A 13,078-nucleotide genomic window follows, 5' to 3' on the forward strand; every position below is an offset into this window, starting at 1 on the left:
TATTATGGTTAGGAGTTAGGAGAGAAAAATGAAAGTATTGATTGGAACTATAAATCCATTTATTGGGATGTGTCAAGGTGAAGTCTATGGGGCAGTAAGTTTGTGGCTGTTAGATAGCGTTAGTAAAACTTACAAAGTGGGGGCAAACAATGAATAAAGACATTAGTATTATGGAAAAAAGTGCTGGATTAATCATAAATAAATGGATTGAGCTAAAGAGTCATGAAAGAATAGTAATTATAACAGATGAGTTGCATGTTGAGGAAGCTATGTATTTAAGAGCGGCTGCTGAAAAAGCGACAAAACATGTGGTTGTAATTACAATGCCAAGTGAGAAACCGCAAGAGGGAGAACCTTGTGATATAGTATCATTTGCAATGCTAAACGCAGAAGTCATTATTGCGGCAACAGAGTATTCAATTATAACAACGGATATAAAAAAACAGGCTATCGAGAATGGTTCAAGATTTTTATCGCTACCTTTAGCAACTACAAATGGAGTATCACTGCTAAAGTGTGAATTTATTACTATGGATGTAGATGAAGCTCATACGATGTATGAGAGAATCAACAAAATTGTGGATAAGGGTGAAAAAATCAGAATAACTACAGTATTAGGAACTGATGTGACCTTCAGTGTAAAGGAAAGGGATGCAAATATTTTCAGCGGTAAATGTAGAGATAATGGAGAAACTGGTTCAGCGAGTTTTGAACTTTATATTCCACCAGTAGAAACATTTACTACAGGAACTGTAATTTTAGATGCATCTATGGGATACTTAGGAAAGGTTGAGAAAGAACCATTTAAGCTAGAATTAGATAATGGTCGAATAAATTATATTGAAGCTAGCGAAGATGGAAAAAGACTTTCAGAGTATATTGAAGGGTTTCAAGATGGAAATATGTATGTTGCAAGTGAATTAGGTATTGGACTTAACAAGAAGGCAAAATGCATCGGTGAGTCTTATATAGAAGATGAAAGTTGCTATGGAACATTCCATATTGGATTTGGTAGAAATATAGCCTTAGGGGGAACTCATATGGCTAGAGGACATTTTGATATAGTTATAGACAAGCCTACAGTATTTGTAGATGATATCATGATTATAAAAAGTGGTGAGATTTGCACTTAAGAAGGTGAATTAAAAGACTAGTGAGTATTATGGCTTATTTTGAGTGAGTACTTAAATAGCTTTTAGTTGATTTTTAAATTAATAATTTTAAAGACTGTTTTAAAGTTGAATATGTTTTAATTTAGACTGTAAGTAACTTTGATATGAAAAATATTTAAGTTACTTATATTGTTTAAATAAAGCATAAATCAATTTTATTAAACAGTCTTTTTGTTTTAAAAAAAATTGAAAATATTGAAAAACTATTGACTATGAATATCAATTGATATATATTATAGATGATAATGATAATTATTATCAATAAGGAGTGAACGATGTTAAGCAAGTTATGTAGTTTTTATAAATTATTAAATCAGTTGGGCGGTAAAGAATACTTTGAAACATTTATATCCTATAACGTTGCTCTAATAAGCGCAAAATTAAAGCCAGCAATAACTCTCAATTTTAAAAAAGAGGATAAAAAGAGAACACACTATTTATGGAATATTTATGGAGAGAATTGCTTGATGGAATTAGGATTAAAGCATGTCAAGTTAAGAGAAACAGATGATTCTCTAATAGTATTAATATATGATACTGACTTATTGCAACGAGTAATAAAAAAATCGGAGAATTTAAATGTTTTAACTAATATAGGATATGAAAAAGATTCTTCGTTAGAAGAAGTAGTAATTAAATTAATACATAGATATGAGCTATATAATTGCCCCCATGAATTAGGAATATTTCTTGGGTACCCAATTGAAGATGTTAAATCTTTTATGAATTGTGAGGAAAATAAATGTTTAGGTTGTGGATATTGGAAGGTTTATAACGAATATAACAAAGCAAAAGTTATATTTTCTATCTACGATAGTGTTAGGGTTGAAACTATTGATAATATATTAATAGGAAATAAGCATGTGGAGTTATCTAGTATATTAAGAACTAAGTTTGAACTAAATCAAGAAATTATATTTTAAAGTTGATTGAGAAATTAATGAAATTAAGGGGAGGTAGTGTTATGCCAATTACTATGATGGGAATAGGTGAAACTATGGCTATAAAAAGGATTAAAGGTACAGATGAAACACGTAAGTTCTTAAAAAATCTAGGGTTTGTAATGGGAGAAAGTGTTACTGTTGTTTCAGATATATCTGGGAACATGATTTTAAATATTAAAAACACTCGTATCGCACTTGATAAGAGTATGGCAAATAGAATTATTGTATAGGGGGTAAAGAGATATGAATACACTTAAAATGGTCAAATGTGGAGATACGGGTACCGTAGTAAAACTTCATGGTGAAGGTGCTGTAAAACGTAGAATTATGGATATGGGAATTACAAGAGGTGTGGAGGTTTTAGTTCGTAAGGTGGCGCCACTTGGAGATCCTATTGAAGTTAATGTCCGTGGATATGAGCTAACTCTTAGAAAAGTAGATGCTGAAATCATTGAAGTTAAATAAATTAGAACTATTGAAGTGAAAAATTTAAAAGGAAACTCGACTCACGTTTGTTCGCTGAGTAAGTTCCAGTGATCAAATATAAAATTTGGACTGTCACTTAAATAATCAGGTTAGTTAGTTAATTAATTGGAGGGGGAATAATAAATGAGTATAAAAATTGCACTTGTTGGAAATCCAAACTGTGGAAAGACAACTATGTTTAATGAACTTACAGGAAGTTCGCAGTATGTTGGAAATTGGCCAGGAGTTACAGTGGAGAAAAAGGGTGGAAAACTTAAAGGAAATAAGGATGTAGAAATTATAGATTTACCGGGTATATATTCTCTTTCACCGTATACATTAGAAGAGGTTGTATCTAGAAACTATCTTTTAAATGATAAGCCTGATGTTATTATTAACATTGTGGATAGCACAAATATTGAGAGAAACTTGTATTTGACTACACAGATTGTGGAACTTGGAATTCCTGTTGTTATTGCTTTAAATATGACGGATATTTTATATAAAAATGGTGACCTTATTGATGTGAACACATTATCTAAAGAACTTGGGTGTGAAGTTGTAGAAACATCAGCACTTAAAGGAATTGGATGCATGGAAGTTGCGAGGAAAGCTACCTCAATAGTAGAGAATAAGGTTAAGACTGTACCTAGACATACTTTTTCAAAAAATGTAGAAAATACTCTTGGAAAAATTGAAGGGATTTTAGTTAAGGATAATATTAGTGATAATATTCGTTTTTATGGAATTAAGGTATTTGAGCGTGATGAGAAGGTTATGGAAGGAATTAAGGTACTAGATAATAGTATTGAGGAAATTATAAAACAATGTGAAGATAAAGAAGATGATGATAGCGAAAGTATTATAACAAGCGAGCGTTACACATACATAAGTAGGATTGTAAAGAGTTGTGTTAAGAAGAAAAACAAATCAAAGACAACTACTTCTGATAGAATTGACCATGTTGTAACTAATAGATTTTTGGCACTTCCGATTTTTGCAGCAATTATGTTTTTAGTTTATTTTGTTTCCGTTTCAACAGTTGGTACATGGGTAACAGACTTTACGAATGATGTTATTTTTGGCGAAATAATTCCACCAGCTATAGAAGGATTTTTAGTGTCAGTGGGTAGCGCAGAGTGGTTAAACTCTCTTATACTTGATGGTATTATAGGCGGAGTTGGTGCAGTAATTGGATTTGTTCCACAGATGCTTGTGTTATTTTTATTCCTTGCAATCCTTGAGGATTGTGGATACATGGCTCGTGTTGCATTTATAATGGACAGAATTTTTAGAAGGTTTGGACTTTCGGGGAAGTCATTTATACCTATGTTAATCGGAACAGGCTGTAGCGTTCCTGGTATTATGGCATCACGTACAATTGAAAATGAACATGATCGTAAAATGACAATAATAACTACGAGTTTTATACCTTGTGGAGCAAAGCTTCCAATAATCGCACTTATTGCAGGGGCTTTATTTGGTGGTGCATGGTGGGTCGGACCATCAGCTTATTTCATTGGAATTGCAGCCGTTATTATTTCAGGGGTTATTTTAAAGAAAACAAAAGGTTTTGCAGGAGACCCAGCTCCATTTGTAATGGAACTTCCTACATACCACATTCCAGGCATGAAAGGTGTTTTAATTCATATGTGGGATAGAGGTAAATCTTTCATAATGAAAGCTGGTACTATTATATTTTTATCATCAGGTGTAATTTGGTTCCTTAGTACTTTTAACTTTAGTATGGAGATGGTAGATACATCTGAATCTATACTAGCAGCTATTGGCAAGGTAATTGCTCCAATTTTTGCTCCATTGGGATTTGGAACATGGGAATCAGCAGTTGCCACAGTTACAGGGCTTATTGCAAAAGAGAATGTAGTAGGTACATTTGGGGTATTATTTGGATTTGCAGAAGTTGCAGAGAATGGGTCAGAAATTTGGCCAGCACTTGCACAGTCATTTACAGTAATATCAGCTTACTCATTCCTTATGTTTAATCTTCTTTGTGCACCTTGTTTTGCAGCAATTGGAGCAATAAAACGTGAAATGGGAAATAATAAATGGACACTTATAGCAGTAGGTTATCAGACTGGATTTGCCTATGTGATATCACTTATTGTATATCAACTAGGTATGCTATTTACGGGAAATGGATTCAGAATAGGTACAATAGTTGCAGTTATACTGTTATCAGGACTTTTATATGTGTTATTTAAACCATATAAGAATCAAAGTAGTAGTGGAAGTGTTTCAAAAAGAAGTGTTGGAGTTTAAAGATAAGAACTAGTGAAAACATTCATATAGTTACACTGGTACACTATACTTAGGACGTTTAAAATACTATACTTACGAAATGTAAAATTTACAGGCTTACTTAAGGAAACTCCTTCTCGTATGCACTTGGAGGAGTAAGTTCACCTTAGCAAATGTAAAATTTGGAGGCTCACTTAAGGAGGGGTATATTTATGGCAACGGCAATTATTGGAACTTTAGTACTTGGGTCATTTGCAGGTACTTTATATTACACATATATACAAAAGAAAAAAGGAGTGTCTTCTTGTAGTGGGTGCAATGGATGCGCAAACAGAGGATTATGTAATAAATGAAGACAATATGATAGCTATGGAATAGGAGATAAACTATATCATGTAAGTATTTACAGTCAAATTGAGAAACATCTAGTTGTGAGCTTCATATAATATTAGTGACAAAATATTTTATGAAGCTAGGAGGAAAATTTATGTATAGTTTTAAAAATATTACACCGACAAACGGATTTGATTTTTATGACTTAAATAATGCAAGGCAAAATAATTATGCATGGTCCATGGCAGAATTAGATGAGTATATTTATGTAGGTACTGGACGTAATATTCCACTATTAGTGATTCAATCTATGGCACTTGGCGTTAATCCACCTTCTTTGTTAGAGCCAATTCCTCAGGATAATTTACCAGAGATTTGGAGGTATAAGAAGGATGGAAGTCTTCCTTGGAATAGAGTTTATAAGGCAGAAGAAAATTCAGGAATTACAGGATTTAGGTTTATGATATCTGATAGACCAGCAGGTGGTAGTCCTTGTATTTTCGTTGCGGCTTTTGGAGCTCAAGTTAAAATATTTAAATCAACTAATGGATGTGATTGGTTTCAGATGCCTTATGAAGCTTTAGTAGGAACGTCTTCAAGGGCTATGATTGTCATCAAGGATAAACTATATGTAGCTACTGTAGATGATGCAAATTTAGGTGATACACCATTGCTTTATAGTAGCAAGGATCCAGAATATTATCCTTGGGAAGATGTAATAGATTCTAGTAATCCAGACTTTAATTTTGACAAGAACCCTAAGGGCGCTATAACAAATATGGCTATATTTAATAATAAACTTTATGTTGCAACAAGTTCTTCTGATGGTGCGCAGGTATGGAGAACTGAAGGTGAAGAGCCAAGAGTAAATCATTGGGTGCTTGTAGTAGATAAAGGATTTGGTGATTCTGCAAATAAATATGTTCTAAGCATAGGTGTGTTTAAAGATTATCTTTATGTAAGTGGAACAAAGCCATTACCACTTTCATGGGCTATTCCTTTTGGATGCGATGTAATTAGGATTAATAAAAATGATGATTGGGAATTAGTTGTTGGCGGAATCCCTTTAATTCCATCTACTCCGTCTAAAGGAACTAGAGGCGAGAGCATATCAGGTCTTAGATCAGGTTTTAATAATCCTTTTAATGTATATGCATGGCAAATACAGGAGTATAAAGGTAAATTATTAATATCAACTTTTGATGATTCAAGTAATATGGAAGTTATACTAGACACTATTCTTGGAAATAGAGTTGCAATTGAGGGTATAATTGGTGTTGTTGCTACTAAAATATTAATTGAAGTTTATGAAGCAGTTGTTAGAATTTTAGCTAGAGTTAACTATCCAATTGGGTTTGATTTATATGCTTCTAAAAATGGTAGAACCTTTGAGCCAATATTAAAAAGGGGATTAAATAACCCTAACAATTATGGCGGAAGAATACTATTTGTAGATTGTGAAAATAAATTATACCTTGGCACAGCTAACCCGTTCCAAGGTTGTGAAGTTTGGGATGTTAAGTATAAGGATGATGATTGTTATTGCAATAGTAGAATGACGGAAGTCGATTCTTATGATTTGGAACTAATTGAAGAAATAGAGGGGCAATTTAAATTTTTAAAAGAAAATTTAGAAGATGTCATTAAAAATTTACCAAGTGACAACTATCATAATTTTATTAAACAATGTAAGGATGAGAATTATTTCTTATAATATACAGAAGTTATTTATTAGTAGAATGAATTAAGAGCATATTTGCGGAGGGTAGGAATTTGTATTTTAGTGAGTATGGATTTCTACCTTATTTTAGTTGTAGGTTTTAATGTGAATGAAAAAGGAAGAAAAATACATCATGACAAAAATCATTTTTTATAAAAAACTAATATGGTATATTCATATCAACAGATAAATTAGAAGTAGGAGTGATTATTATGATTACAAAAGAATTTGAAAAAGAACTAGAAAGTTTAGGTGCATTTGAAATAAGTAATGAGATGTTGAAGTTAGCAAAAAATAACGATAAACATAATACTTTTTTAAATGCAGGAAGAGGAAATCCAAACTGGATTAATACAGAGGCAAGATTAGCATTTACAAGAATCATAGAGTTTGGTGTTATGGAATCAGAAAGAACAATATGTGATGGAAGTTTAGCTGGTTATACTAGCACTTATAAAATAGGAGAAAGGTTTGAAAATTTTTTGGATAACAATAAAGCTTCAGATAAGTTCTTAAAAAAGGTAATAAAATATTGTACAAGCACATTAGCTATGGATAAAGATGAGCTTGTTAAAGAATTTGTCGATGGTGCTATTGGTAATAATTATCCAGTACCTAGCCGTTGCCTAGTAAATACAGAAAAGATTTTAAATATGTTTTTAGAGAAAGAATTATATAATGGAGTTAAACTTTCAAAAGAGACATCAGTATTTCCAACTGAAGGTGGAACAGCAGCTATTTGTTATATATTTAATTCATTGAAAGAAAATAAGTTAATAAAAGCAGGCGATAAGATTGCTATTAATACTCCAATATTTACACCATATTTACAAATTCCGAAATTAGATGACTATGAAATGGTTGAGGTTGATTTACAATCTAAAGAGGAAGATAATTGGAATATTTCTTTGAGTGAATTAGAAAAATTAAATGACGAAAGCATTAAGGCATTATTTCTAGTGAATCCATCAAACCCGGGATCAAAGGCGTTAAATAAAGAAGTGCTTAATAAGATTAAAGAGATAGTAGAAAAGCGTAAGGATTTAATTATTATTACAGATGATGTTTATGGAACTTTTGTTAATGGATTCCAAACAGTTTATAGCGTAGCGCCATATAACACTTTATTAGTTTACTCATTCTCAAAATTATATGGTGCTACAGGTTGGAGAATTGGGCTAATTGCTACAAATGAAGATAATGTTTTCGATGAGTTAATTGGAAAGTTACCAGAAAAGGATTTAAAAGCTCTTGATGAAAAATACAAACTTGTAACGTTGGAGCCACGTAAGTTAAAATTTATTGACCGTTTAGGTGCAGATAGTCGTTCAATAGGTTTATATCATACATCAGGATTGTCAACACCACAACAAATTATCATGGCATTATTTTCATTAACAGCATTAGTTAGTGAAGGCAGTGATGTATATATAGAAACTTCAAAGAAAATAGTAGAATCAAGATATCATGATATAGTGTCAACTCTAGGTATAGACGAAGATAATAGTGCGGAAAATGCTAAATATTATTCTTTAATAGATATTTATGAATTGGCAGAAAAAAAACATGATAGAAAATTTGCAGAATATTTAAGGGATAAATTTGAAGAAATTGATTTCTTGTTGAAATTGGCTGAAGAAGAGGGTGTTGTATTAATGGAGGGTGTGGGATTTGGAACTACACCAGGAACATTGCGTATATCACAGGCAAACTTACCGGATGAGGCCTATAAGAAAATTGCAGAAAGAGTCTTAGAACTATTAAATAAATATTACGAAATCTATAAATCACAAAAATAAATTAATTTAAAAGTTAATTAATTTAAAGATTTATAAAAGGTGGTTTTATTTATGAAAGAAATAGGTGAATTTTTAGTAAAGAACACAACAATATCTATTTTTATATGTTTAGCTTTAGGATATTTAGTAGGTAAGTTGCGTTATAAATCCTTTAGCCTAGGGGCTACAGTTGGGACACTTATAGTTGGGTTAATTATAGGACAGGTTGGGATATTTGATATCTCACCTGTAGTTAAGAGCATATTTTTTAGTCTCTTTGTATTTACAATAGGTTATGAAGTGGGACCTTCATTTTTTAACAGTTTAAAGAAATCTGGAGCTAAAATTATAATACATTCTATCTTTTTTAGTGTTTCTGCATTTGCAGTAGCTATAATATGTTTTAAGATTTTCAAGGTTGGTCCAGGAGAAGGTGCCGGAATTATTGCAGGGGCACTAACTCAATCATCAGTTATAGGTACTTCAACATCAGCAATAAATGGATTAGATTTAACTTCAGTTCAGAAGGCTACTATGGAATCTAATGTTGCTATTGCTTATGCGTTAACATATGTTTTTGGTACAGTTGGAGTTATTATTCTTTTGAAGAATATTGCACCAATATTACTTGGTGTTAATTTGAAGGAAGAAACAAAAAAAATGATAGAAAAAATTAGCTTTAAAGCGGATGAAGATTCTTCAAGCGTTATAAATAGTATAAAAATGCGTTCATTTATAGTGGAGAATAATTCAGTATATATTGGAAAATCAATTAGTAACATTGAAAAACAATTTAATAATAATATAACTTTTGAAAAGTTATTTCGTAATAAATTAGATTTTGACTTTAATCAAGAGAGCAGATTAGAACAGGGTGATTTTATTACACTTATTGGTGATCTTGATGATATGATAAAGATTGCTAGTTCTAATTTGACAGAGATATCTGATAGTAAATATCAATCTATTTCCTTGAAAGAATCAGAAATTGTACTCACTAAAGCTTTTAGTATAAAAAATCTAAAAGAATTATATTCAAATAACATTATGTTAGTATCAGTAAAGAGAAATGGAAAAGTTATTAATGATACAACGGAAATGAAAAATGGGGACTTGTTAACAATAATTGGGCCTAAATGTGCAATTGGAAAAGTTGTTAAAGAATTTGGGTACATTAAGGACGTTGGAATTGATACAGATGTAAGCTATTTATCACTTGGAGTTGCATTAGGGCTATTAGTGGGTGGATTATCACTTAAATTCCACAATATTCCAATAACCCTTGGAAGTGGAGGCGGTGCCTTATTCTTAGGACTTTTCTTTGGTTGGTATCAAAATAAAAATCCCCGATGTGGACAAATACCACCAGCAAGTCGTTGGCTACTTAAAAGTATGGGATTAAATTTATTTATTGCAGTAGTTGGAATTGAAGCAGGACATGCTTTCCTTCCGGCTCTAAAATCAATGGGAGTAAGCGTTTTATTAATAGGAGCAATTGTATCAATAGTACCACATATTCTTTCTATATATTTCGGCAAATATATATTAAAGTTAGATGCTGTAGATATTATTGGATCACTTTGCGGTGCAGGTACAACTACTGCAGCACTAAATTCAATAACTGAAGAGTGTGGAAGTAGTATATTTGCAATTAGCTATACGCCAGCATATGCAGTAGGAAATATTTTAATTACTATGATAGGACCACTTATGGTTTCGCTATTAGCATAATAGATAGTTAGGATAACTTATTGGTTTAGCTATTAGTGTAATAGATAATAGAGAATAAAGGAGAAACTCTTTGGAAGAAAAGTTTCGTTATAAAGTTTCTCGATTAATTTAATAATTAATAAATAAAATAGGGTTTACATAATTTGAGATTACCTTCTTAAATTATGTCAGCCCTATTTTGTTTGAGTAGAATTATAATTGTAGATAATTATAAGAAGAAAATTATTATATTTCACATAAATCTTCTCTACACATAGAGCAGTTAAGTGTATTTTTCATCTCCTGAATATTAGTTATAATTATATGTTTGTCTTCTAATAAGATTAAGTTATCATTTTTTAATGATAACAATAGTCGGCTGACAGTTTCGGGAGCTGTTCCAATATATTCTGCTAAATCTATATTTGAAAGGGTTACATCTAACTTAATACCTTTCTCAGTATGGATTCCATAAGTGTTGCTAAGTCTTATTAAAATAGAAAATAAAGCTTCTTTTTTACCGTTGTATAGTAAATCTCGCATTTGAAGATAGACCTTCTGACATTGCAAATCATTAAATTTTAAAATGTCATATTCAAGAGTAGTAGTAAAGTCTGATATCTTAATACGTGGAATGATACCCATTTTAGAATTTTCCATAGTTTCAGCTCTAAATAAAGAAATAAAATTATTACTGTCAAAGAAAGAGGGTAACAGTATACAGGGGGCTTGAAAATATCCTAAAATAAACTCCTTTGAATTAGGTAATAAATGCGTTAGTTTAAACCTACCTTCTAACAAAATTAAAATATTATCTCTATGGACATCCTGATCAAAAATCAGAGTCTTTTTATTTATATAGATTTCTTTTTCTATAAAAGGACGTAAATCATTTATTAATTTTAGTCTTGTATCATTAAATAACATAAGAGCCTCCTATGAACTAAAATATGCGAATATACAGATTGTAACACTTAACAGTAAAAAATTCTATATCTTTGAAATTAACTATTGACTCTACCCTAAAGAGAGAGTTTATTATATATAAGGTAGCATAAAACAAGATTACTTTTTAAAAGAGTGTTATAAAGACATTCTATAAGTATTTTCGTAGGGACTCTGGTGACGCTAAAATATAACAATATAATAATATATTAAAATATAGGTGAAAATAAAATGAAAAACTAAACTAGTGAAAACAAAATTAGCACAAAATAAAAGTAATATAAAATTTAGAGTGTCACTTAAAACAGCAAAGGAGAATAAAATATGGGAAAAGTAGAAATGAAAAATAAAAGCATGGTAAATGAATTTTTTAAATATGCAGTACCATCAGCGCTTGCGATGTTTATATCATCTTTATATACAGTAATAGATGGTATATTTGTTGGGCAAGGTGTAGGGGATTTAGCATTAGCGGCGGTAAATATTGTACTTCCATTTACAGTTATGTTATTTGGGCTAGCTTCAATGTTTGCAATTGGTGGAGGAGCTTTAGTATCTAAAAATATAGGAGCAAAGAATACGGATAGAGCGGTAAGTATTTTTAGACAAGTATTCAAGTTTCTTTTAATAGTAAGTGGTATTATAAGTATAGTATGTGTTATATTCACGGAGCAAATAGTAACAATGCTAGGAGCAACGGCAAGCTTAAAGGGACTCGCAGTAGATTATTTAAGATTTTATGCAATATTTTGTATTCCTAACTTAATAGGAATAGTGCTAAGTAGTTTTGTTAGAAATGACGGAAGACCAAAACTTGCAATGATATCAACAATTGCAGGGGCAGTAACTAATATTGTATTAGATTATATATTTATATTTGAGTTAGGGCTTGGAATAAAGGGCGCTGCAATAGCTACAGGACTAGGTCAAATCGTTACAGTATCCGTATTACTTCCACACTTTATTATGAAGAGGGGGTACTTAACCTTTGGTAATGTGAAAATAAATAAAAGTGATTTAAAAGAGTTTTGTCTTATAGGATTCCCATCGTTTTTTGCACAAGCAAGCTATTCACTAATAGTATTAATTCATAATATTGTTTTAGTTAAATTTATTGGGGAAGCAGGAATTTCGGCGTATAGTATACTAAACTATATAACTACGAATACCTATATGGTTCTCTATGGGTTAACACTAGGTGTACAACCTCTTATTAGTTATAACTTTGGTAAAAGAGATGGAGATAAGATGCTAGGATTCTTTAAGATAACATGCATCTCATCTTTAGTAATCAGTGGATTATTCGTTGTAATCAGTTTTGCCTTTGGGCCAACCCTTATAGGAATATTTACGGCTGACCCTGAAATTGCTAAGATTTCATATATAGCACTTAGAATTGCAAGTATAAGTTACTTTGTAGTTGGGATAAACTTAAATACATTAGTTTACTTCCAAGCTTTAGAAACACCAAAGTATTCAAATATAAGCTGTCTTTTAAGATCAGTTGTATACTTACCTATCTGCTTAATTGTACTTTATAAAATATTTGGGGCAAACGGAATTTGGGGAGGTACAATATTATCAGAAAGTATTACATTTGTAACTATAAGTATAATGGCTAATGTAAAAACATCTACAAAAACCGTGTTAAATGAAGAAAAGTTAGGAAATCAAGCTGCTTAAGCTTAGAAAATATAGTAATATAGATATAGTGTGAATAGTTGAATATAACTATTTACACTATATTTTTTT

Annotated in this window: 12 protein-coding genes; 11 read left to right on the plus strand and 1 reads right to left on the minus strand. The window is 31.1% G+C overall.

Features of this window, described 5'->3' with window-relative positions:
* Nucleotides 1–28 precede the first annotated feature (28 nt).
* The 10 genes from RSA29_RS09600 (at nucleotide 29) to aspT (ending at nucleotide 10,402) form a co-directional block, all read left to right on the plus strand.
* Nucleotides 29–157 carry a hypothetical protein gene (locus RSA29_RS09600; protein WP_346934046.1) on the plus strand — a complete coding sequence of 43 codons (129 nt, stop codon included), beginning with the start codon at nucleotides 29–31 and terminating at the stop codon, nucleotides 155–157.
* Nucleotides 150–1,133, plus strand: coding sequence for a peptidase (locus RSA29_RS09605; RefSeq protein WP_346934045.1), 984 nt, complete (start codon nucleotides 150–152; stop codon nucleotides 1,131–1,133). The genes RSA29_RS09600 and RSA29_RS09605 overlap by 8 nt, the downstream gene beginning before the upstream one ends.
* 314 nt (nucleotides 1,134–1,447) lie before the next feature.
* On the plus strand, nucleotides 1,448–2,095 hold the full coding sequence (locus RSA29_RS09610; protein ID WP_346943116.1) for a DUF3793 family protein: 648 nt from the start codon (nucleotides 1,448–1,450) through the stop codon (nucleotides 2,093–2,095).
* A gap of 41 nt (nucleotides 2,096–2,136) precedes the next feature.
* Nucleotides 2,137–2,346, plus strand: coding sequence for a FeoA family protein (locus RSA29_RS09615; protein ID WP_346934043.1), 210 nt, complete (start codon nucleotides 2,137–2,139; stop codon nucleotides 2,344–2,346).
* A 13-nt stretch (nucleotides 2,347–2,359) separates the two neighbouring features.
* Nucleotides 2,360–2,581 carry a ferrous iron transport protein A gene (locus tag RSA29_RS09620; protein WP_346943115.1) on the plus strand — a complete coding sequence of 74 codons (222 nt, stop codon included), beginning with the start codon at nucleotides 2,360–2,362 and terminating at the stop codon, nucleotides 2,579–2,581.
* Nucleotides 2,582–2,725: 144 nt separating this feature from the next.
* Nucleotides 2,726–4,861 carry a ferrous iron transport protein B gene (gene feoB, locus RSA29_RS09625; RefSeq protein WP_346943114.1) on the plus strand — a complete coding sequence of 712 codons (2,136 nt, stop codon included), beginning with the start codon at nucleotides 2,726–2,728 and terminating at the stop codon, nucleotides 4,859–4,861.
* A 191-nt stretch (nucleotides 4,862–5,052) separates the two neighbouring features.
* The gene (locus RSA29_RS09630; protein ID WP_346934040.1) at nucleotides 5,053–5,193 is read left to right on the plus strand and encodes a FeoB-associated Cys-rich membrane protein; all 141 of its coding nucleotides are present in this window, start codon (nucleotides 5,053–5,055) and stop codon (nucleotides 5,191–5,193) included.
* A 134-nt stretch (nucleotides 5,194–5,327) separates the two neighbouring features.
* The gene (locus RSA29_RS09635; protein ID WP_346934039.1) at nucleotides 5,328–6,887 is read left to right on the plus strand and encodes a hypothetical protein; all 1,560 of its coding nucleotides are present in this window, start codon (nucleotides 5,328–5,330) and stop codon (nucleotides 6,885–6,887) included.
* A gap of 218 nt (nucleotides 6,888–7,105) precedes the next feature.
* Complete coding sequence (locus tag RSA29_RS09640) at nucleotides 7,106–8,692, plus strand: bifunctional aspartate transaminase/aspartate 4-decarboxylase (RefSeq protein ID WP_346943113.1); 1,587 nt, start codon at nucleotides 7,106–7,108, stop codon at nucleotides 8,690–8,692.
* Between the two features lie 51 nt (nucleotides 8,693–8,743).
* Complete coding sequence (gene aspT, locus RSA29_RS09645; RefSeq protein WP_346943112.1) at nucleotides 8,744–10,402, plus strand: aspartate-alanine antiporter; 1,659 nt, start codon at nucleotides 8,744–8,746, stop codon at nucleotides 10,400–10,402.
* Between the two features lie 225 nt (nucleotides 10,403–10,627).
* Here the strand turns inward: aspT and RSA29_RS09650 are convergent, their stop codons facing one another.
* Nucleotides 10,628–11,308, minus strand: a complete 681-nt coding sequence (locus tag RSA29_RS09650) for a Crp/Fnr family transcriptional regulator (protein WP_346943111.1) — start codon at nucleotides 11,306–11,308, stop codon at nucleotides 10,628–10,630.
* Nucleotides 11,309–11,650: 342 nt separating this feature from the next.
* Between RSA29_RS09650 and RSA29_RS09655 the strand changes: the two genes are divergently transcribed.
* Nucleotides 11,651–13,009, plus strand: coding sequence for an MATE family efflux transporter (locus RSA29_RS09655; protein WP_346943110.1), 1,359 nt, complete (start codon nucleotides 11,651–11,653; stop codon nucleotides 13,007–13,009).
* The last annotated feature ends 69 nt before the right edge of the window (nucleotides 13,010–13,078 follow it).

Origin of the sequence: Clostridium sp. (genome assembly GCF_036660475.1) — a bacterium.
GTDB lineage: Bacteria > Bacillota > Clostridia > Clostridiales > Clostridiaceae > Clostridium_J.

Bases quoted from the DNA above. Each gene is read 5' to 3' on its own strand.
- RSA29_RS09630 (WP_346934040.1), top strand. From the start codon at position 5,053: ATGGCAACGGCAATTATTGGAACTTTAGTACTTGGGTCATTTGCAGGT.
- RSA29_RS09635 (WP_346934039.1), top strand. From the start codon at position 5,328: ATGTATAGTTTTAAAAATATTACACCGACAAACGGATTTGATTTTTAT.
- RSA29_RS09615 (WP_346934043.1), top strand. From the start codon at position 2,137: ATGCCAATTACTATGATGGGAATAGGTGAAACTATGGCTATAAAAAGG.
- aspT (WP_346943112.1), top strand. From the start codon at position 8,744: ATGAAAGAAATAGGTGAATTTTTAGTAAAGAACACAACAATATCTATT.
- RSA29_RS09605 (WP_346934045.1), top strand. From the start codon at position 150: ATGAATAAAGACATTAGTATTATGGAAAAAAGTGCTGGATTAATCATA.
- RSA29_RS09610 (WP_346943116.1), top strand. From the start codon at position 1,448: ATGTTAAGCAAGTTATGTAGTTTTTATAAATTATTAAATCAGTTGGGC.
- RSA29_RS09650 (WP_346943111.1), bottom strand. From the start codon at position 11,308: ATGTTATTTAATGATACAAGACTAAAATTAATAAATGATTTACGTCCT.
- RSA29_RS09640 (WP_346943113.1), top strand. From the start codon at position 7,106: ATGATTACAAAAGAATTTGAAAAAGAACTAGAAAGTTTAGGTGCATTT.
- feoB (WP_346943114.1), top strand. From the start codon at position 2,726: ATGAGTATAAAAATTGCACTTGTTGGAAATCCAAACTGTGGAAAGACA.
- RSA29_RS09655 (WP_346943110.1), top strand. From the start codon at position 11,651: ATGGGAAAAGTAGAAATGAAAAATAAAAGCATGGTAAATGAATTTTTT.
- RSA29_RS09600 (WP_346934046.1), top strand. From the start codon at position 29: ATGAAAGTATTGATTGGAACTATAAATCCATTTATTGGGATGTGTCAA.
- RSA29_RS09620 (WP_346943115.1), top strand. From the start codon at position 2,360: ATGAATACACTTAAAATGGTCAAATGTGGAGATACGGGTACCGTAGTA.